Annotated in this window: 17 protein-coding genes and 1 pseudogene; 8 read left to right on the forward strand and 10 right to left on the reverse strand. The window is 71.1% G+C overall.

The window, feature by feature from the left end:
• Window positions 1–282: 282 nt before the first annotated feature.
• Window positions 283–1,146: an alpha/beta fold hydrolase gene (locus tag OG841_RS47075; RefSeq protein ID WP_328635729.1), complete on the forward strand. Its 864-nt coding sequence runs from the start codon at window positions 283–285 to the stop codon at window positions 1,144–1,146.
• A gap of 75 nt (window positions 1,147–1,221) precedes the next feature.
• On the opposite strand, the gene OG841_RS47080 is transcribed toward OG841_RS47075, so the two are convergent.
• The gene (locus tag OG841_RS47080; RefSeq protein WP_266586850.1) at window positions 1,222–1,989 is read right to left on the reverse strand and encodes an enoyl-CoA hydratase-related protein; all 768 of its coding nucleotides are present in this window, start codon (window positions 1,987–1,989) and stop codon (window positions 1,222–1,224) included.
• Between the two features lie 626 nt (window positions 1,990–2,615).
• On the opposite strand from OG841_RS47080, the gene OG841_RS47085 reads away from it, so the two are divergent.
• Window positions 2,616–3,407, forward strand: coding sequence for a TetR/AcrR family transcriptional regulator (locus OG841_RS47085; protein WP_328635728.1), 792 nt, complete (start codon window positions 2,616–2,618; stop codon window positions 3,405–3,407).
• 312 nt (window positions 3,408–3,719) lie between these two features.
• Here OG841_RS47085 and OG841_RS47090 read toward each other — a convergent pair whose 3' ends face one another.
• From OG841_RS47090 to mftA, 7 genes are all read right to left on the reverse strand, one after another.
• A complete protein-coding gene (locus tag OG841_RS47090; protein ID WP_328635727.1) occupies window positions 3,720–4,985 on the reverse strand; it encodes a cytochrome P450 in 1,266 nt (421 codons plus the stop codon).
• A 132-nt stretch (window positions 4,986–5,117) separates the two neighbouring features.
• Entirely contained in the window at window positions 5,118–6,512 is a 1,395-nt protein-coding gene (mftF, locus tag OG841_RS47095; protein WP_328635726.1) for a mycofactocin biosynthesis glycosyltransferase MftF, read from the reverse strand.
• Window positions 6,509–7,276: a mycofactocin biosynthesis peptidyl-dipeptidase MftE gene (gene mftE / locus OG841_RS47100; RefSeq protein ID WP_328635725.1), complete on the reverse strand. Its 768-nt coding sequence runs from the start codon at window positions 7,274–7,276 to the stop codon at window positions 6,509–6,511. Before mftE ends, mftF begins: the two co-directional genes overlap by 4 nt.
• A complete protein-coding gene (gene mftD / locus OG841_RS47105) occupies window positions 7,273–8,475 on the reverse strand; it encodes a pre-mycofactocin synthase MftD (RefSeq protein ID WP_371570458.1) in 1,203 nt (400 codons plus the stop codon). The genes mftE and mftD overlap by 4 nt, the downstream gene beginning before the upstream one ends.
• Before the next feature lie 3 nt (window positions 8,476–8,478).
• Window positions 8,479–9,729 (reverse strand): mycofactocin radical SAM maturase, encoded by a 1,251-nt coding sequence (mftC, locus tag OG841_RS47110; RefSeq protein WP_328635723.1) that lies wholly within the window; start codon window positions 9,727–9,729, stop codon window positions 8,479–8,481.
• Window positions 9,726–10,016, reverse strand: coding sequence for a mycofactocin biosynthesis chaperone MftB (mftB, locus tag OG841_RS47115; protein ID WP_266531794.1), 291 nt, complete (start codon window positions 10,014–10,016; stop codon window positions 9,726–9,728). Before mftB ends, mftC begins: the two co-directional genes overlap by 4 nt.
• Window positions 10,017–10,032: 16 nt before the next feature.
• A complete protein-coding gene (mftA, locus tag OG841_RS47120; RefSeq protein ID WP_266586864.1) occupies window positions 10,033–10,182 on the reverse strand; it encodes a mycofactocin precursor MftA in 150 nt (49 codons plus the stop codon).
• Window positions 10,183–10,295: 113 nt separating this feature from the next.
• Between mftA and mftG the strand changes: the two genes are divergently transcribed.
• Window positions 10,296–11,858, forward strand: coding sequence for a mycofactocin dehydrogenase MftG (gene mftG, locus OG841_RS47125; protein ID WP_328635722.1), 1,563 nt, complete (start codon window positions 10,296–10,298; stop codon window positions 11,856–11,858).
• 11 nt (window positions 11,859–11,869) lie between these two features.
• Here the strand turns inward: mftG and mftR are convergent, their stop codons facing one another.
• Window positions 11,870–12,526 carry a mycofactocin system transcriptional regulator gene (gene mftR, locus OG841_RS47130; protein WP_328635721.1) on the reverse strand — a complete coding sequence of 219 codons (657 nt, stop codon included), beginning with the start codon at window positions 12,524–12,526 and terminating at the stop codon, window positions 11,870–11,872.
• Window positions 12,527–12,637: 111 nt separating this feature from the next.
• Between mftR and OG841_RS47135 the strand changes: the two genes are divergently transcribed.
• Window positions 12,638–13,297: a hypothetical protein gene (locus OG841_RS47135; RefSeq protein WP_328635720.1), complete on the forward strand. Its 660-nt coding sequence runs from the start codon at window positions 12,638–12,640 to the stop codon at window positions 13,295–13,297.
• A gap of 282 nt (window positions 13,298–13,579) precedes the next feature.
• Here the strand turns inward: OG841_RS47135 and OG841_RS47140 are convergent, their stop codons facing one another.
• Window positions 13,580–14,272 carry a TetR/AcrR family transcriptional regulator gene (locus OG841_RS47140; RefSeq protein ID WP_328635719.1) on the reverse strand — a complete coding sequence of 231 codons (693 nt, stop codon included), beginning with the start codon at window positions 14,270–14,272 and terminating at the stop codon, window positions 13,580–13,582.
• A 149-nt stretch (window positions 14,273–14,421) separates the two neighbouring features.
• Between OG841_RS47140 and OG841_RS47145 the strand changes: the two genes are divergently transcribed.
• The 4 genes and pseudogenes from OG841_RS47145 (at window position 14,422) to OG841_RS47160 (ending at window position 19,035) form a co-directional block, all read left to right on the forward strand.
• Window positions 14,422–15,093 (forward strand): SDR family NAD(P)-dependent oxidoreductase, encoded by a 672-nt coding sequence (locus tag OG841_RS47145; protein ID WP_365121433.1) that lies wholly within the window; start codon window positions 14,422–14,424, stop codon window positions 15,091–15,093.
• Entirely contained in the window at window positions 15,090–15,593 is a 504-nt protein-coding gene (locus OG841_RS47150) for a hypothetical protein (RefSeq protein WP_365121431.1), read from the forward strand. The genes OG841_RS47145 and OG841_RS47150 overlap by 4 nt, the downstream gene beginning before the upstream one ends.
• Window positions 15,594–15,676: 83 nt before the next feature.
• The gene (locus OG841_RS47155) at window positions 15,677–15,871 is read left to right on the forward strand and encodes a helix-turn-helix domain-containing protein (RefSeq protein ID WP_328635716.1); all 195 of its coding nucleotides are present in this window, start codon (window positions 15,677–15,679) and stop codon (window positions 15,869–15,871) included.
• A 121-nt stretch (window positions 15,872–15,992) separates the two neighbouring features.
• Window positions 15,993–19,035: pseudogene (locus tag OG841_RS47160) on the forward strand (Tn3 family transposase).
• Window positions 19,036–19,234: the final 199 nt, after the last annotated feature.

Below are 19,234 nucleotides of genomic sequence, written 5' to 3' on the forward strand. Positions count from 1 at the left end.
GACTACTGGGACACGAGTCTGCCAGGGAGATGATCCAGGGCGAGGACGTCTCGCCCCTGGTTCCCGCCGCGTACTGAAGTCGCACACGTACGGCAGGTGCCGGCGGAGCCTCCGCGGGAGGCGGGACCGGTGCCGGCGTCAGGAAGATCCCCGTGCAAGCAGGCTTGTCGGCTGCGCGACCGCGCAACTCCTCACTGCACGCTGCGCCGAGAGGTGCCGCGTGCGCTGACCGGCGACGTGCGGGCGGAGGAAGTGACCCGAGAGATGGGAGGGTGCAACCGCATGACCTGGACCGAGCCACTCATCAGGCGGATCCCCGCCGCCGGCGTGGAACTGGCCGCCGAGGAATATCCGGTGGACGCGCCGAAGGGCACCGCGCTGTTCCTGCACGGCGGGGGCCAGACCCGCCATTCGTGGAAGGGCGCGGCCCTGACGCTTGCCAGGAGCGGCTGGCGCACCTTCTCGCTCGACACCCGCGGTCACGGCGACAGCGGGTGGGCGCCGGACGGGGACTACTCGATGGACGTCCTCGTGGCCGATCTCGTCGCCGTGGCAGCCCGGGTCGGTGAGGGCGATCCGCGTCCTCCCGCGCTGATCGGCGCGTCGATGGGCGGCCTGACCTCGCTGCTGGCCGTCGGGGAAGGGCTGGTGGACGCTCGCGCGCTCGTGCTCGTTGATGTCGCCCCTCGCATGGAACGGGACGGCGCCGAACGGGTCTCCGGGTTCATGCGCCGCCACGTCGACGGCTTCGCCACCCTGGAGGACGTCGCCGCCGCGGTGTCCGAGTACAACCCGCAGCGTCGGCGTCCGAGAAGTCCGGACGGGTTGCGCAAGAACGTGCGCCTGGCCGAAGACGGCCGCTGGTACTGGCACTGGGACCCGGCGCTGGTGCGGCGGGACGCCGACGGGCCCAGGCGGCAGCCCGACCCGGAGCGGCTGCGCGAGGCGGCCCGCGCCATCGGGGTTCCCACCCTCCTGGTCCGCGGTGCCCAGTCGGACGTGCTCAGTGAGGAGGGGGTGCGCGAGCTCCTGTCGCTCGTGCCCGGCTCGCGCGCGGTCGACGTCGCCGGCACCGGCCATATGGTGGCCGGCGACGACAACGACGCGTTCATCGACCAGGTAGGGCGATTCCTTGGCACCGTGTGACCGCGCAGACCCAACGGGTCCTGGGCCTCCGTGACCCGTCCGGTCCTGCGGTGGGTCACCCCCGCCGGGGGTGACTCACCGGCCCTTCCACTGCGGTGCGCGCTTCTCCGCGAAGGCGCGAGCCCCTTCGAGCGCGTCCTCGCTCTTGAACACCTTGGAGTTTTCGGCTTCCTGCGCCGCGCGCGCCGCGGCGACGCCTTCGGTGAGCGTCACGCGCATGAGCTTCTTCGTCGCGAGGACGCCGAGCGGGCCGTTCTCGCCGATACGGCGGGCGAACTCCAACGCGGCGCCGACCACGTCTCCGGCTGGAACGACACAGTTGACCAGCCCCAGCGCACACGCGCGCTCGGCGTCGATCAGATCTCCGGTCAGCCCGAGTTCGAGAGCGATCGCGAGGGGGATGCGGCCGGGCAGCGTGGTTCCGCCGCCGGCGGCGAACAGGCCGCGCTTGACCTCCGGGATGCCGAACCTGGCCTTGTCGGAGGCGACGACGATGTCGCAGTTGAGCAGGAGCTCGAACCCTCCGGCGACGGCGGTGGCGTTGGCGGCACCGATGACGGGCTTGGGGTACTCGCCTCGGCTGAACATCGTGAAATGCGTGTTGTCGGACTCCGGCCCGGAGGAATCGGAACCGGAGGCGAACGCTTTGAGGTCCATGCCGGCGCAGAACGCCCGGTCGCCGGCACCGGTCAGCACCACCGCGCGTACCGCGTCGTCGTCCAGGCAGTCACGCAGCGCCCGCGAGAGTTCGGCGATCAGGCCGGGGCTGAGGGCGTTGCGCTGGTCGGGGCGGTTGAGTGTGATGACCTCGGCAGAGCCTTCACGACGTCGGAGCAGATCCATCTCGACCGCCTTTTGGTGGGTGTTTCGCTGAAGGGTGTCCGGCCCGGCGGCCCGACCGTCTTCCGCCGGTGGTGTGGCGCCGGCATACAGTCGGTTGCGGGACTGCGGCGGCCAGGCGCGTGCTCTACCGGTATTCTATCCGGTAAAGGTTCCGGGAATGATTTCGGTAAGCTACCACCGGCTGATCGGAGGGACAACGGCGCGGTGCAGCTGTCGGAGGGGCCGTGACGCGGGGCCGACACCATCGTGGTGCTGCTCGAGATCGTCGGTCGGACGCGGGTCAGGCTGATGCTGTTCGTTCCCCGGGCGGAAGGCCGGTGCCGAGGCGGTGCGGTGACGGCTGCTCACAGGAATCGCCGACGACTCGTCGAGCGTCCGCCGCGTGGCGGAACGGATCGCGGGTGAGGTGCCCGTTTCCGACCCGGTTCACCAGAACCGCGCTGAGAACCAGCAGGCGGCGACGTGGTCCGGGGCGGTCGACCAGCCGTCGCGGCAGCGTTACGGTAATCCCTTACCGTATGCCATGCCGGGAGGCATTGGCTGGTACCGTGTCAGTCAGTTCGGAGCGCGGGCTCGGCCTACGCTCGGGCCGGGCCGGTGGGGTGGTGACAAGGAGGAGAAGCAGCGTGACCAAGGCCGATTCCGCCGGGACGCGTAAGCGTCGTCAGCGTAACTCGATCAACGCCGAGGAGATCCTCGGGGGTGCCTTCGAGGTCGCGCGGGGCACCTCGCTCGACCAGCTGAGCATGCCGATCCTCGCCGAGCATCTGGGTGTCGGCGTCACCAGCATCTACTGGTACTTCCGGAAGAAGGAAGAGCTGCTCAATGCGATGACGGACATCGCCGTCGACAAGTACCTGCGGCTGATGCCGGAGGTCCGGGCGGATGACACCTGGCAGAACATGCTGTCCTCGCACTTCCGCGTGCAGCGCGAGATCCACCGCGAGGATGCGGTCCTCTCCGATCTGCTGTTGATCCGCACCTCCACATACAGTCGTGAGGCGACCCGCCGCATCATGGAACTGCTCGAGTCCGTGGTGGCGAAACTGGTCGCGGACGGTTTCACGCCCGACAACGCGATGATGGTGTGCAACGCCATCGGTGTGTACACCCGCGGTTCGATCATCCACGAGCGCATCCTTCGGCTGGCCAACGCGCCGATGACCGACCCCGCCCGCCAGCGTCGCATCACGGACTGGTTCCACTTTCCCGTCCTGGACGGCTTGATCGACCGCCATCCGATCTCCGGGACGAGTGACGAGGACTTCGAGTTCAGCGTTGCGCGCCTGATGTGCGGGTTCGAGGTCCTCCTTAGCGAGCAGAGCCAGCGGCCTCGCAAGACGGCGCGCGGATCGACGGCCGCGCGGGGCACGACGACCGCTCGTAAGGCCCCTGCTCGCAAAAAAGCCGGATCCTGACGGCTTCCGGGGAGCGCTGCGACACCGGGCCGGTTCGGTCGTGTCGAGGCCGGTTCCCGCAGGGCTCGGCCGAAAGTCTCCCAGGCGCATCAGGCCGTTCGCGTCCTCGTGGGATGCATGTCGCCAAGGGCTGGGCCGGGGCCTTGGCGACATGCCGGCCGGGCAGGTTCAGAGCCGCTCGCCGGGCGCGGTCACCAGCGTGGTGCGGCGCCCGGCGGCGACGAGCCTGCCGCCGGGCCCCAGTGTGCTCGTGACGCAACCGGGCCCTGCCTGGACGGGAACCGGGACCCTCGCGGTTCGGCTCGCCGGCCGCTACCTGCGGACGGCGGCAGGGTCCCACCGCAGGGGGAGGCTGTGCAGCCCCAGCAGCATGCTGCGCGATTCGTCGAACGGGATGTCCGGATCGATCTCGTACACCGGAATGCGCTTGTGCCACTCCTCGTAGGCGATCACCAGCTCCTGTCGCGCGAGGTGAGACCCGAGGCACCGGTGCGGCCCCGCACCGAACGCCAGATGCGAGATGTCGGTGCGGTCGAAGTCGACCGTCGCGGCGTCCGGGAAGTGCTGCTCGTCGCGGTTCCCGGACGGCAGGCTGAGGATGAACCGCTGGCCCTTCTTCACCGGGCAGCCGTCCACTTCGGTGTCGGTCATCGCCGTCCGCACGATGTTCACGACCGAGTAGACGCGGAGGAACTCCTCGATCGCGTTGGGAATCACCGACGGGTCGGCCGCGATCCGCTCCCGGTCGGCCGGATGGCTCGCCAGATGGTGGAAGCCGTAGCCGAGCGAGGCGGTGACGGTGTCCAGACCGGCCTGGAACAGCAGGAGATAGAAGGAGAGCAGGTCCTGGTGCGGGATCGGCTCACCGTCGATCTGCCAGTCCATGGCGCGCGAGATGAGGTCGGAGCCGCGCTCCTCGGCCGGCGTCTTCCTGCGCTCCTCCAGGATCTGCGACAGGTATGCGGTGACCTCGGTCTGGGCCCGGACCGAGGCCCGGTACGCTTCGGCCCGATCCGTCGACTCCGGGTGCAGGATGTCGGTCTCCCACGCGATGAACTTGTCCAGTTCTTCGACCGGCAGGCCGATGATGTGCTTGAGGAAGATGCTGGTCGGGAACCTGAGCGCGAATTCCTTGGCGAAATCGCAGTGACCGCGGTCGATGAACCCGTCGATGATTTCGTTGACGCGCGCGCGGAGGGAGCCTTCCAGGCGGGCGACGGTGCCGGGTGAGAAGGACGAGGCGAGCAGCCTGCGCCACTTCACGTGGATCGGGCCGTCGATCTGATGCGGCACGAGGGTGAATGCCGCCTCCTCGCCGGTCACCGGATCGTAGAACTTGCTGTGGAACACGTCGGCGCGCTGGGCGACCTCCTGCACCAGGTCGTAGGTGGTGTAGATGATCTGGCCGGTGCCGAGCGTGTGTGCCGGTCCGGCGTCCCGCAGGGAGTCCAGTTCCGCGTAACCGGCGAGCGGTTCGCGGCTGCCGCCCTGCATCACCAGGTCACTGTAGGGGCATCGCTGTGCGATCAGCGCATCCCGCTCATCCGCATCGCTCGTGGTCTGCTCCGTCTGCGCCATGTCGCTCCTTCGCGCTCCCGCATCCGTGCAACGCTTTTACTGTTGCAAGTCCCGTGATGCTTACGGTAACGACTCCAGTCGTCGGTCACAATGGACGGGACGACTGTTTTCGCCGGGCGGGAACGGTGACGGTCACCGCGGCTGCCGCAGCCGAGGCCGCAGAGCCGCAGTGGAGCGTCCCTTGATGGCGGACCACCACACACCGGCGCCGTAGGCGAGGTCGTCGAGGCGGCGTGCGACGCCGTACCTCAGGGGATCCAGAGCGGCGCCCTGGTGCAGGTATTCCAGAGCGACGTCGGCGACCGCGGCCAGCGCGGTGGCCCGGCGTGCCCGGCGGGAGATCGTGCAGCCGGCCACCGTGAGGGGCCACCAGTGCCGGGTCAGCAGCGCGGACGTCTGGGCGAGCGCGCCGAGCGCGCCCATGGCCGTCAGTGAGGAGGCCAGCCGTACCGGGTGCTCCGTGCCGTCCAGTTTCCGGCAGACGCGCAGGACGGTCGTCGCGCCGACGGCGCCTGCCACCGGGAGCGACCAACGGCGCTGGGCGACAAGGGCGAGGACGAAGGCGCCGCTCCAGGGGGCGAGGACAGCGGGCGCGATGAACTCGGGGTGTCGTTCGGCGAGCGGGTGCGCTCCCGTCCCGTAGGCGGCCTTGCGTCGAAACCAGTCCCCGAGGCGGCCGCGGTGCTCGTGGGCGGCATGGACCGAGGGCTCGTAGCGCACCCGCCACCCGCTCTTGATGGCGCGCCAGCCGATGTCGACGTCCTCGCCGATTCTCAGCCGCTCGTCGAAGCCCTCGCCCAGGGCGTCGACGCGTGCGACGGCGCAGGCCGTGGAGGCCCAGGAGACGGGTGTCCCGGGGCGTACCAGGGCGGGACGGCTGCCCAGGTCGAGTGAGGAGCGTGTGCGCTCGTACCGTCCGATCCAGGTCTCGGAGCCGGGTGTTTCGAGAGCGGTCACGCGGGGGACGGCCAGGGCGACCCGCGGGTCGCAGAAGTGCCGCAGCAGTGTCGGGACCGTGTCCTTGGGCAGGACGACGTCGGAGTCGACGAAGACCACATACGGCGTGCCGACCAGGCGAAGGCCCGCGTTACGGGCTCCGGCGGGACCGACGTTGACCCTCAGGGGGACGAAGCGCGCGCCATGCCGTGCGGCGGCCGCCTCGACCGGAGCGCGGTGAGTCGACGCGTCGTCGACCACGATCACCGGGGTGTCCGGCCCGATGCTCGCCAGCAGGCGGTCGAGCTCGCGCGGGCGGTCGCGGACGGGGACGACGACCGTGTACCGGGGGTCGTCGGGCAGGGGCAGGGCGCGGACGACCGGGTGCGCCAGCCCTGCCTCCAGGAGCCGGTCCGCCAGGAGGGCGCCCGCCCGGTCCCGTACGTGGACCGTACGACCGGTCAGCAGTGGACGTGCCCGCCGGGTCAGGCGCAGCAGCCGCAGGGGGGAACCACCGAGGAGGGTGCGGCCGCCGTCCAGGACGCGGGTGTCACGATCGAGCGCCACGACGAATCCGAGGGGCAGCGTCATCTCCCTGCCGCCTTCGTGCCGGGTCGGTCGCCGGCCGCGGGGTCCAGGAGGCGGCCGCGCTCGTCCGTCGTTGCGGCGGTGATCTGGCCGACGAGCCGGGACACCATGGTCCGCACATGCCGGCGGCCCTCCTCGGCCGAGGCGCCGGCCGGGTTACCGAGCACGCCCGACGGCGAGACGGCTTTGACGCCGTGGGCCGTCAGCAGAGGCATCAGGACATCCAGCGGGCGGGTGTCGCCGGCGACGGCCTCGAGGATCCGTACCTCCTCAGGGGCGAGATACAGCATGAGCGAGGTCTCGGTCCGGCCGGCGTGCGCGTCGCCTCCCGTGATGCCGCACCCGGCCCAGGCGACGGCGTGCCCCTCGGCGCGCAGGGCGCCGAGGGCCGCGTCCAGGGTGGCGGTGTTGCCGCCGTGGCCGTTGACGAAGACGACGCGCCCGGCCCACAGCGACAGGGAGCGCACGGTTTCGACGATCACGGCGTGCAGGGCCTCGTGTCCGAGGGAGACGGTGCCGGGGAAGCCGGCGTGCTCGCCGCTGGCGCCGTAGGCGAGCGTGGGCGCCACCAGGGGCGGCGGGGTGAGACGGGCGGAGAGTTCCTCGGCGGCACGGCCGGCTACCGACTCGGCGATGACGCTGTCGGTGTTCAGCGGCAGATGCGGCCCGTGCTGCTCGGTCGAGCCGATCGGCACCAGGACCAGGCTCTTGGCGGAAACGGTGGGCCAGGCCCGGTGCGCGAGCCGGTTGTGCCGTGCCGTCGTCATCCGGCGACCGGGGCGGGGGCACTCGTGCCGCCGAGGGTCAGGGTGAACCCGGGAGGAATCACCAGGTCGTCGGGGGACAGCTCGTGGACGGACGAGCGGCCCAGACCCAGCACCGCGGAGTCGAGGCCGCCGCGCAGGATGTCCAGCACGTTCTCGACGCCGGCCTGGCCGTTCGCCGCCAGGCCCCACAGGTACGCTCGCCCGATCAGGACGGCCCGGGCGCCGAGCGCCAGTGCCTTGGCCACGTCGCTGCCGCGCCGGACGCCGCCGTCGAGCAGGACTTCGATGTCATCGCCGACGGCGTCCACGACGGAGGGGAGCACCCGGACGGTGGCGGGGGTGGTGTCGAGGTTGTTGCCGCCGTGGTTGGACACCGAGATCGCCGTCACCCCGGCGTCGACGGCCCGTCTGGCGTCGTCCACCCGGGTCACGCCCTTGAGCAGGAAGGGCCCGCCCCACTCCTTGCGGAGCCAGGCGACGTCCTCCCAGGTGGGCGGGGTGGTCTGCATCCACTCGCCGTAGGCGCCGAAGAAGGTGGGTGCTTCGCCGCGCGGGGGGCGGAGGTTGGGGACCGTGAGGTCGGGAAGCCGGCCGGAGCGCAGATACGTCCACAGCCACCGGGGGCGGGGCAGCACGTCGGGAGCGAACTTCGCCATGGTCCTCACGTCGAGCTTGTCGGGGATCTGCGGGCTTCCCCAGTCGCGGCCGTGGGAGAAGGACCAGTCGAGGGTGGCGATGAGCGCTTTGGCGCCCGCGGACCTGGCCCTGTCCATACGCTGCACCATGCTGTCCCGGGTGCCGCTCCAGTACAGCTGGAAGAAGGTGTCGGGGTTGGCCTGGACGACCTCCTCCACCGGTTTGCTCGCGAAGGAGCTCAGCCCCATGATGACGCCCCGGTTCGCCGCGGCCCGCGCCACGGCGACCTCTCCTTCCGGGTGCACGGCCTGCACACCGGTGGGAGAGATCAGCACGGGGAACGCCGTCTCGACGCCGAGGACGGTCGTGGTCAGGTCGCGTTCGGCATGATGGCCCACGACGTGCGGGGCGAAGCCGAGATCGACGAAGGCCGCGGCGTTGTCGTCGATCGTACGGCCGCGCTCGGAGCCGGCGACGAGTGCTCCGTAGACGCTGCTGGGCAGGCGTTTTTTCGCCCGGCGCTGGGCCTCGGCGACCGTCTCGAACCAGGGGTTGTGGGCCATGCGTCAACTCTTCTCGTGCTGGGGTGACGGAGTCCGGGCGAGCCGCAGCCCGGCCAAGGGGTCCTGGGCGCAGTCGCTGACGGGAGGGCGTTCCAGGTCCGCGCGGCGGGCCGGCAGCGGCAGGTCGACCGGCCGTCGCCGGGAGTGGTCCTGGGAGGGGCGCGGCAGGAGGGCCCGGTCCGCCGGGCGTTCGGCCAGCAGATCCTCGCCGTAGCCCTGGACGCATTCGGGGTCGGGGCCGTCCAGCGGCAGCCCGGTGAAGAACTTGGCGGCCATGCAGCCGCCCTTGCACGTGTCGTAGAACCCGCAGGAGGCGCAGGCTCCGCCGGTCTGAGGCGAACGCAGGTCGCGGAAGAGCGCGGACTCCCGCCACACACCGGTGAAGCCGCCGGGATCGCGCACGTTCCCGGCGAGGAACTCGTCGTGGATCGCGAAGGGGCACGCGTACACGTCCCCGACCGGGTCGACCAGGCACACCACCCGGCCGGCGCCGCACAGGTTGAGGCCGGGCAGTGCCTGACCGTAGGCGGACAGGTGGAAGAACGAGTCACCGGTCAGCACCGACTCGCCGTGTGCCAGCAGCCAGTCGTACAGCAGGCGCTGCTGCTCCCGGGCCGGGCGCAGGTCGTCCCAGACATCGGCGCCGCGGCCGGACGGGCGCAGCCGGGTGAGCCGCAGCTGGGCGCCGTAGCGGTCGGCGAGTGCCTTGAAGGCGTCCATCTGGGGGATGTTGTGCCGGGTGCACACGACGGAGAGCTTGAAGTTCTTCATCCCGGCCGCGGCGAGGTTCTCCATGGCCCGAAGCGCGGTGGCGTACGAACCGGCCCCGCGCACCGCGTCGTTGACCTCCGGAGTCGCCCCGTCGAGGGAGATCTGCACGTCGACGTAGTCGTTGCGGGCCAGCCGGCGGGCCGCCTCGGGGGTGATGCGGACGCCGTTGGTGGAGAACTTCACGCCGACGTGGTGGCTGGTGGCGTAGTCCAGGAGGTCCCAGAAGTCGGGGCGGACGGTGGGTTCTCCGCCGCCGATGTTGACGTAGAAGACCTGCATGGCCTCCAGCTCGTCGATGACGGCCTTCGCCTCGCTCGTGCTCAGCTCGCGCGGGTCGCGCCGTCCGGAGCTGGACAGGCAGTGCGCGCAGGACAGGTTGCAGGCGTAGGTGAGTTCCCAGGTCAGGCAGATCGGCGCGGCGAGGCCGTACTCGAACAGGTCGACCAGCCGGGTGCCGTGGGCGGATAGTGCCGGTGAGGTCATGGGGCGGTCCTTTCGACGACCATGGACGACCGGGCCAGGGCGGTCAGGGCCGCGGTGAAGCGGGGGAGTTCGGCGGCGCCGACACCGGCTTGCGCGCAGGCGGCCCGGGCGGTGGGCACGTGCGGCAGGGCCCGCAGGACGGCGAGCAGGCGGAGGTCCTTGACGAACGACAGCCGGCGGGTGCCGAAGTGGTACAGCAGCGCGCCGAAGGGTTCCGGCCGCACCGAGACCTGCGGATGCAGGTCCCAGGCGCGGTCGATGTCCATGTCGGCGTTCACGGTGGGCACGCTGGTCCCCGTTCGCCTAGTAGACGCCGCACATGCCGTCGATCGAGACCTCCTCGATGAGGTCGTCCTCCTCGATCAGCGACTCGGGGGCCAAAACGTCCCCGGCGCCGGACTCGGCGTCGGCAACAGGGGCGGCCTGCGGGGGCAGGGAGTGGAGCGGGCTCATGCGAACCTCCTCGACGGCCGCGGCGATCCGGTCGACCGGACGGTCCCGGTGCCGCGGGTTCCTGTACCGTGAGGCTAATGGCACCCGGTGTCAAAACGGAAGGGTCGTGCGCCATGCCGAGGAACGGCCCTGGTCGGCGCCCCGATGTCGTCGTGGTGGGGGCCGGCGCCAGCGGTGCCGCGCTGGCGGCGCGGCTGAGCGAGGACCCCGGCCGCTTGGTACTGCTGCTGGAGGCCGGACCGGTGCCGCGTCAACTGTCGGACTTCCCACCGCAGTTGCTGGACGCCCGGCTCGTCCCCGGTGCGCAGGCGCAGTGCGCCGCGGTCTCGCACCACCCGGTCCGCCTCACCCCGGACCGGCCCTACTCGGTACCGCGGGGGCGCGTACTCGGCGGTTCCACCACCGTGAACGGAGGCTACTTCGTACGGGCCCGGCGCGAGGACTTCGCCCGCTGGTCGGCCGCGGGCGGGGCGGACTGGTCGTACGACCGCATGCTGCCGTTGCTTCGCGGCCTGGAGACCGACCTGGACCACGGCGCCGACGCCGTGCACGGAGACCGGGGACCGGTACGGATCCGGCGCACGGACCTGAGGCATCCGGCCGCCGCGGCGTTCGGTGACGCCGCCCGCGAACTGGGCCTGCCGCACGAGCCCGACAAGAACGCGCAGGACGTTCCGGGCTTCGGCCCGGTTCCGACGAACACGGTGGACGGTCTGCGGGTCAACACCGGCATCAGCCATCTCCTGGGCGCCCTCGGCCGGCCCAACCTCACGGTGACGGGCGACTGTCCGGTTCACCGGGTCGTCGTCCGCGATGGCCGGGCGAGCGGAGTCGTCGTCGAACACGACGGTGGGTTCGAGGTACTGGAGGCCGGCGAGGTCGTGCTCTGTGCGGGAGCCTTCGCCTCCGCGCACCTGCTGCACCGGTCGGGAATCGGCCCGGGTGCGGCGCTGACGCGGGCGGGCATCCCCGTCGTGCTGGACGCCCCCGCGGTCGGAGCGCGGTTCAGCGATCACCCCCAGGTGGTGCTGGAGTGGGCGCCCCGCGGTGACGTGGCCGACCCCGTGGGATCCTGGCTCGGAGGCGCCCTGCACGTGTCCTCGTCCGACGGCGCGCACCCGGGCGACCTGGAGATCCTGCAGTCACTCGTCCCGATGGCCGGCCTGACCACCGGACGCACGAGCGTGGCAGGTGCCCCGCTGGCGTTCCTGGTCTCCGTACAGACGCCCCGCACGAGCGGCCGCCTGCGAACGAGGTCGGCGGACGCGGCGGACCCACTGGACATCGACTACGGCTATCTGCGCACGGCCGGCGACCGGCGCCGTATGCGTGAAGCCGTCCGCGTCACCGCGGCCCTGCTCGGCACCGCGGCCTTCGGCGAGGTGGCGTCGGGCCTGGTGGACCCGGACGCCACGACCCTCGACGACGACCGTCGGCTCGACCGCTGGATCCGGGCCGGGCTCGGCACGGCTCAGCACACGTGCGGAACGGTCCCCATGGGCCCGGCGGACGATGCCCGAGCGGCCGTCGACGGCTACGGCAGGCTGTACGGGCTGAGCGGGCTCCGGGTGGCGGACACCTCGATCCTGCCCACGGCTCCGCTGCGTGGCCCGGCGGCCACCGCGGTCCTCATCGGGGAGTTCGTGGCCCGTGCGATGCGGCACGGCCCGGACTGACGGGGGCGAGATCAGCAGGCGGCGTCGCGGGGCGGGGGAGGGGCCGTCCGCACCGTGCCGAGCCCCGCGCCCACCTGCTCGATGGTCCGGCCGAGCAGACGCGACAGCTCGGTTCCGGGCTCGCTCAGCCAGTGCTCGTACGCCGCCATGGCCGCCGCGAGGAGGGAGTAGCCGGCCAGCCGGGGCACCATGTCCGTCGGGGGCAGGCCCGTGCGTGCCGCGACGAACTCCGTGACGACGGCCCGCCACGAGGCATAGCGGAGGGTCGAATCCGCCTGCAGCGTCGGCACCCGCAGGATGAGCTCCATGCGCTGCCGGTGCCAGGGCACCTCCACGGGATCGAAGCTGTTGAACTCGACGACCGCCTCGCGGAGCGCGTCGACCAGCGGCGCGTCCGTGGAAGTCGCCGCCAGCAGCTCGCGCAGCCTGAGCAGGTGTTCCTCGAAGTCGCCCCAGACCAGGTCGTTCTTGGAGGAGAAGTAGCGGAAGAAGGTACGGCGGCCGATGCCCGCGGCCGCGGCGATGTCGTCCACCGTGGTGTCGTCGAAGCCCTGACGGGCGAACAGCTCGAACCCGATCCGCTCCAGCTCGGCCCTCGAGGTCACGCGCGGCCTTCCGGTCCTGGCCGGCTCGACCGTGACCGTCGCGTCGCCGGGCGGTGACTTCACGGGGACTCCTTCCGGGGAACGGGGCGGTACGGCCGACCCGGAGCGTCGACCACTCCGCCTTCGAACCTACCGGCCTTGGACCGGAGCCGCAGAGCCCTTCCTCCTCTGCGGGTGTCCGCTGCGCACTACACATCATCCCAGGCGCCGAAGCGCGCGCCGGACGCCCCGCCGCCGGGCCGACCGGGACCGCTGGGCCGGCTCGGTGCCTGGACCGCCGGGCACTTCGGGCACGTACTGATCGGCTGGCTGCTCGTGGTGGGTGTGCTCGGTGCCTTCGCTCCGCAGGTCACCTCAGTGCTGTCGGGGGCGGGCCGGCAGAGCAACGGCTCGGAGTCGGTGCTGGTGCGCGAGCTGGCGCAGGAGCACTTCGGCCAGAAAGCCTCGTCGGCGATCCAGGTGGTCGTCAGCTCGAAGGGGCACAAGGTCACCGACGCGTCCGTGCGGAAGGTGATCGCCGAAGTCACCCGGGAACTGAGCGCCGACTGCCGGATCGGCGAGGTCGTGCCGCCGCAGCCGGGCGCCGGCGTCAGCCGGGACGGACGGACCGCCGTCGTCCTCGGCGGAGCCGACGCCAACACCGACGACATGAGGACCTCGAGGAATCCCTGCCGTGAACTGTCCTCCTTCGGTACGACCTTGATGGACGGCATCGCGGTCTGCAGGCCGAGCACAGGCACGGCCGGCGCGACGAGGGCGTCAGATCGTCGTGGCGTCCGCCGCGGTCAAGGGACACCTCGCCAATCTCGTCGCGGAACCGGGACGTTGCGATGAGCTCATCGCCGCCCTGCAGCCCATTTTCGGGCAGGTGGAGAAGGAGCCGGGCACCGCTTTGCCTGATGCATGTCAGCAGCGAGGACCCGGACGTGGTCTGGATGTGCGAACGCTTCGCCGAGGAGGTGGCCTTCGAGACGCACGCCGTGTCGCCGGTGCACGCGGAGGTGACCAAATGCCTCCACGAGCTCGGTGTCGCGGGGACGGAACGCGTACCGGCTCGGCCTGGTCGCCGGGAAGGGGCTCCCCGCGGCGCCTTGAGGCAATGACGCGTCCCGACGGTCAGGCGCCGCAGGCCCCGTTTCCGCCGAGGCTGATCATGGCGCGGTACAGCTGCTCCCCGGTGAGCGGCGGCGCCGGCAGCGGGTGGGCGCGGTCGGTTCGGAAGCCGTCGAGCAGAAGGTAAAGGTGACGGCGCCAGGCGTTTGGGGCGATGGCGTGGGTGGCCTCGGTGACGCGGCTGTGCGACCAGATGACGAAGGCAAGGTCCTCGGGGGTGAGGTCGGGGCGCAGGCTGCCCTGCTCCTGCGCACGCTCGACGATGTGTACACCGAGTTCGCGGATGCGGGTCTGGGCGCCCGCCAGGCAGGCGCTCTCCGGCAACCGCATGGAGGCCAGGTCGTTGAACCCCCGGTCCTGTGACTGGAGTTCGCACATGGTCTCCAGGAAGTGGCACAGCCCCGCCCAGGCGTCGTCCATGGTGACGGCCTTCTCGGCGGCCTCCCGCCAGGCGGCCAGCTTCTCGGCGAAGGTTGCCTGCACCAGGTCCAGCCGGGTGGGGAAGTGCCGGTACAGCGTGCCGATGGCCAGCCCGGCCCGCTTGGCCACCTGCTCCAGGGGTGCCTCCAGGCCCTGCTCGGCGAAGCAGGAGCGGGCCGCGGTGAGCAGGGCCTCGCGATTGCGCTGCGCGTCGCGCCGCAGGGGGCGGGCAGGGGCCGGGTTTTCGGCGGAGGCGGACGGAGGGTCGATGGCCATGTCTCTCAGCCTACCAACCGGAGGGGTGCCTCATCTTCTCTGCTACGCTCCAGAACGTGAGGCTGCCCTCGACTTTCAGTCCTGGCCGCTGTCGTGGCGGGAGGTGCCCCTCATCCGTCCAGCCCGTCCGAACCGGAGGAGCACCACCCATGCCCATCATCGCCGTCATCGGGGCAGGCCCCGGCCTGGGCCTGTCCATCGCCCGCCGCTTCGGAAGGGAGGGTTTCCAGGTCGCCCTGGTCTCCCGGACCCAGGACAAGCTCGACGCGCTCGCCGCGCGGCTCGCCGAGGAGGGCATCGAGGCCGCGGGCTTCGCCGCGGACGTGACGCGTCCCGACTCGCTGCAGTCGGCGCTCGCCGCGGTCGCCGACCGGTTCGGGGCCGTCGACGTACTGGAGTACTCACCCGCCGACCCCACGTTCGCCGGCGCCGCCGCCGTCGACGCCACGGCGCAGGACCTCCACAAGCAGCTCGACTACTACCTGTACGGAGCGGTCGCCGCGGTCCGTCAGGTGCTGCCCGCCATGCTCGAACGCCGCAGCGGCACCCTGCTGTTCTCCACGGGCGCCTCCTCCATCCGGCCGACCGGCGGCGCGTTCGGCAGCATCGGCGTCGCGGCGGCGGCCCTGCGCAACTACGCCATGGCCCTGGGCATCGACCTCGCCGAGCACGGGGTGCACGCCGCACACGTGGCCATCGGGGTGTACATCGGCAGCGGTCCCGGCACCGAGCCCGAGACCATCGCCGAGCACTACTGGGACGCCTACACCAAACGCGACCAGGCCGAGATCGTCCACACCGCCCCCGGCGGCATCCGGTGAGCACCTCCGGCACGCCCGCGGCGAACACGGCCAGGCCACCCATGGTGAAGATCTTCCGAGCCGCCAACAAGGTCGTACGGCCGCTCCTCGCCTCCCGCTTCCACAAACCGCTGAGCGGACGCCTGATGCTGCTCACGTACAAGGGGCACAGGACGGGTCGCCAATTCACGGTCCCCATCGGCTACTTCGACTGGGATCCCGGCACGGTGCTCGCCATGTCCTCCCAGCTCAGCTGGATCCCCAGCATGCGCCAAGGGTCCGCCGTCCGCCTGCGCATCCGGGGCCAGGACCACGCCGCCGTCCCGACGGTCGTCGAGGACCCTGAGGAAGTCGCCGCCCTGCTGGGTGAGTTCGGCCGGCGCAAAGGACCCAAGGCCGCCAAGGGGCTGATGCTCGGCCTCCCGGGCGACCGGCAGCCCACCGACGACGAGCTGCGCACGGCCGCCGCGAAGACCCGCTTGGTCTGCTTCCGGATGGAGCCCGAGCGGCCGGGCCGGTAGCACTTGTGAAGCGCCGGTTGCACATCGCCCGGCCCGGCCCGGGGAAACGGCGGGAGACGCGCCCGCGCATCGCGAATGCCGGCATGCGTGTGTTTCTTGCCAACGGCTTCGAGGCAACGATGCTGGACATGATCGCGGCGGCCGCCGACGTGTCGCGGCACACCTTCTTCTCCTCTTTCGACTCCAAGGACGCCGTTCTCGAGTCCTGGGAAGGCGGCCTGGCGGACGCCCTCCGCACCGCCATTGCCGAACCCGCCGCCGCTCGATTCGGGGGTTGATACATCGGAACGAAAAACCGGCGCTAAGCCTCCCGCGTACCTGAGAGCGCTTTGACCTGGACTTCTTCGAGGGCGGAGCCTTCAGCAGTCGTGTTGATCATTGACTGTGTGGAGGTCCGGGGTGCCGGTCAAGTTTCTGACGGATGCACAAGCCGCCGTGTACGCGGCGTACGACGGGGCGCCGTCCCGTACTGAGTTGGAGCGGTTCTTCTTCCTGGACGACGCGGACCGGGAGCTGATCGAGAGCAAGCGGCGGTCCCACAATCGGCTGGGCTTCGCGGCCCAGCTCACGACCGCGCGCTATCTCGGGGTGTTCCTGGACGACCCGACCGACGTTCCGCCGGAGGTCGTCGACTACCTCGCCGAGCAGCTCGGCATCGCGGACGCGTCGGCACTGAAGGCGTACGGGGAACGGGAGAACACCCGGCTGACCCACGTCCGTGAGCTGCGGAAGGTCCTGGAGTACACGGAGTTCGCCGAGGCGGAAGCCGAGTTGCGGGTGTGGGTGGATGCGCGGGCCTGGACGACCGGGGAGGGCCCGAAGGCGTTGTTCGACGCGTCGGTGGGGTGGCTGCGTGAGCGGCGGGTGCTGCTGCCCGGTGTGACAACGCTGGCCCGGCTGGTCGCGTCGGTGCGGGAGGCGGCGAACCAGCGGCTGTGGGACAGCCTCTACGGGCTGCTGAACACCGGTCAGCGGGCGGTGCTCGACTCGCTGCTGACTGTGCCGCTCGGTGCGCGGGTGTCGGAGCTGGACCGGCTGCGGCGCGGTCCGGTTCGGATCTCGGGGCCGCAGATGAAGTGGGCGCTTGAGCGGGCGGCGGAGATCGACGCGTTCGGGATGGGCGAGCTGGACGTGTCGGGGATACCGCCGCGGCGGTAGGCGGAGCTGTCGCGGTACGACGTGGAGGGCAAGGCGTCCCTGCTGCGGCGCCACGGCGACTCCCGGCGCCTGGCCACCCTGCTGGCCACCGCGGTCTACCTGACGTCCCGGGCGGTCGATGACGCGCTGGATCTGCTGGAGGTGCTGCTCGCGCGGGCGGAGCGGGAGACTGCGAAGCAGAAGCTGAAGACGCTGCCGAGGATGGAGCGGGCCGGGATCAGGCTGGCGACCGCGTTCCGGGTCGTGTTCGACACCACGAGCGAGCAGGTCGACACCGAGTCCGGGGAGATCAGTCCGCCGGAGGTGGCGACGCTGACGGCGATGTGGGAGCGGATCGAGGAGGTGGTGCCGCGCGAGGAGCTGGCCGCCGCGATCGCCGCGCTGTTCGAGCTGGCGCCGCCGATCGACTCGGACGCGGGCGAGGCATGGCGGACGATGCTGGTCACCCGGTTCCCCACCGTACGGCCGTTCCTGGCTCTCCTCGTCCAGGTCGTCGACTTCGGCGCCACCCCGGAGGGCCTGCCGGTCCTCAAGGCGCTGCAGTCGTTGCCAGACCTGATGGGGCGCAAGAAGGTGAGCCCAGATGAGATCGACACGTCGCTGCTGACCGGCTCGTGGCGGCGGCTGGTCCTGTCCGCGCCGCACATGGAGCCGGGGACGGTCGACTGGAAGGCGTACGTGTTCTGCGTGCTGGAGTCCTTCCACCGGCTGCTGCGTCGGCGGGAGGTGTTCGCGAAGAACTCCTCGAAGTGGGGCGACCCGCGGGCGAAGCTGCTGGACGGCGAGGCATGAGAGCAGGTCCGCCCGACCGTGCTGGCCTCCCTGAACCTGCCCGGCGAGGCGGGTGAGTACCTGGCGGCGCGGGCCGCGCTGCTGGACGGCACATACCGGGAGGTCGCCGGGCGGATGCCGGCGAACTCCCAGATCGTGTTCGACGACGGCGGCCGCCTGCACTTCGCCGCCCTGGAACCGGAGCCCGAACCTGCCTCTCTCCTGGACTTGCGGAAGACGGTGGAGGCAATGATGCCCCGCGTCGACCTGCCGGAGGTCCTGCTGGAGGTGTTCTCGTGGACCGGCGCCGACCAGGCTTTCACCTCGATCACCGGCGGCGAGGCCCGGCTCAAGGACCTGCACGTGACGGTCGCCGCGCTGCTGGTCGCGCATGGCTGCAACGTCGGCTACACGCCGGTCATCGGCGGGATCGACGAGCTGAAGTACGGCAGGCTGTCGCACGTCGACCAGACGTATCTGCGGCTGGCCACCTACCGGGCCGCGAACGCCACCCTCATCACACACCAGGCGTCCATCGGCCTCGCGCAGGTATGGGGCGGCGGGCTGGTCGCCTCCGCGGACGGCATGCGGTTCGTCGTCCCCGTCCCCTCGGTCTACGCCCGGCCGAACCCCAAGTACTTCGGGCGCCGGGGCGGCGCCACCTGGCTCAACATGATCAACGGCCAGGCGGCGGGGCTCGGCGGGAAGGTGGTGGCCGGCACCCCGCGCGACTCCCTGTACGTGCTCGATGTCCTCTACGACCGCGACGGCGGCAAGCGCCCGGAGACGATCGTCACAGACACCGCCTCGTACAGCGACATCGTCTTCGGACTCCTCACCTTGGCCGGGTTCGCGTACGCGCCGCAGCTCGCTGACCTGCCGGACCAGAAGATGTGGCGCATCGACCGCACCGCCGACTACGGCGCCTTCCAGGAAGTGGCCCGCGGCCGGGTCGACCTCGCCCGGATCGAGCGGCAGTGAGGAGGACATTCTGCGGATCATCGGCTCCCTCCACACCGGCGCGGTGCGCGCGTATGACGTGATCCGGATGCTGTCGAGGGACGGGCGGCCGGCCCCGCTGGGGGACGCGATCGCGCACTACGGGCGGATCGCCAAGTCCCTGCACATCCTGCGGCTGGCCGACGAGCCCGGCTACCGCCGCCAGATCAAGGCGCAGGCCAACCTCCAGGAGGGCCGCCACGCACTCGCCCGGAAGATCTTCCACGGCCGCTCGGGGCAGCTCTACCAGCGCTACCAGGACGGCATGGAGGACCAGCTCGGCGCGCTCGGCCTGGTCCTCAACGCCGTCTTCCTCTTCAACACGAGGTACATGGACGCCGCGGTGAACCAGCTGCGGGCGGACGGGTTCGACGTCCGCGACGAGGATGTCGCCCGCCTCTCGCCGTTCGTGCGACAGCACATCAACATGCTGGGCCGGTACTCGTTCAAGCTGCCCGAGCTGCCCGGCGGTATGCGCCCGCTGCGCGACAAGGACGCTGCCGACGACGAGTGATGTCGTACGGCGGCGCGTCGTGGTCGCCACCATCTTGACCTAGGCGTCCGTGCCGGCCAGAGCCCCGGAGCTGGTTCCGCGAGTCGTCACACCGGCCGGGGCCGTTACGGCTTCGCGGACCCGCTCGGCGGCCCGTCGGCGGGCCCGGTACGCCTTCTGTCGGCAGGCGGGGCGGTCGTAGAGGGCGTCCCGGCGATGG

This window comes from Streptomyces canus, from assembly GCF_041435015.1.
Classification (GTDB): Bacteria; Actinomycetota; Actinomycetes; order Streptomycetales; family Streptomycetaceae; genus Streptomyces; species Streptomyces canus_G.

What these genes read in the sequence shown, in the direction of transcription:
- OG841_RS47140 (WP_328635719.1), bottom strand. Translation starts at nt 14,272, where the DNA reads ATGGCCATCGACCCTCCGTCCGCCTCCGCCGAAAACCCGGCCCCTGCC.
- mftF (WP_328635726.1), bottom strand. Translation starts at nt 6,512, where the DNA reads ATGACGCTGCCCCTCGGATTCGTCGTGGCGCTCGATCGTGACACCCGC.
- mftD (WP_371570458.1), bottom strand. Translation starts at nt 8,475, where the DNA reads ATGGCCCACAACCCCTGGTTCGAGACGGTCGCCGAGGCCCAGCGCCGG.
- mftG (WP_328635722.1), top strand. Translation starts at nt 10,296, where the DNA reads ATGCCGAGGAACGGCCCTGGTCGGCGCCCCGATGTCGTCGTGGTGGGG.
- OG841_RS47090 (WP_328635727.1), bottom strand. Translation starts at nt 4,985, where the DNA reads ATGGCGCAGACGGAGCAGACCACGAGCGATGCGGATGAGCGGGATGCG.
- OG841_RS47145 (WP_365121433.1), top strand. Translation starts at nt 14,422, where the DNA reads ATGCCCATCATCGCCGTCATCGGGGCAGGCCCCGGCCTGGGCCTGTCC.
- mftC (WP_328635723.1), bottom strand. Translation starts at nt 9,729, where the DNA reads ATGACCTCACCGGCACTATCCGCCCACGGCACCCGGCTGGTCGACCTG.
- OG841_RS47075 (WP_328635729.1), top strand. Translation starts at nt 283, where the DNA reads ATGACCTGGACCGAGCCACTCATCAGGCGGATCCCCGCCGCCGGCGTG.
- mftE (WP_328635725.1), bottom strand. Translation starts at nt 7,276, where the DNA reads ATGACGACGGCACGGCACAACCGGCTCGCGCACCGGGCCTGGCCCACC.
- OG841_RS47080 (WP_266586850.1), bottom strand. Translation starts at nt 1,989, where the DNA reads ATGGATCTGCTCCGACGTCGTGAAGGCTCTGCCGAGGTCATCACACTC.
- mftA (WP_266586864.1), bottom strand. Translation starts at nt 10,182, where the DNA reads ATGAGCCCGCTCCACTCCCTGCCCCCGCAGGCCGCCCCTGTTGCCGAC.
- OG841_RS47155 (WP_328635716.1), top strand. Translation starts at nt 15,677, where the DNA reads ATGCGTGTGTTTCTTGCCAACGGCTTCGAGGCAACGATGCTGGACATG.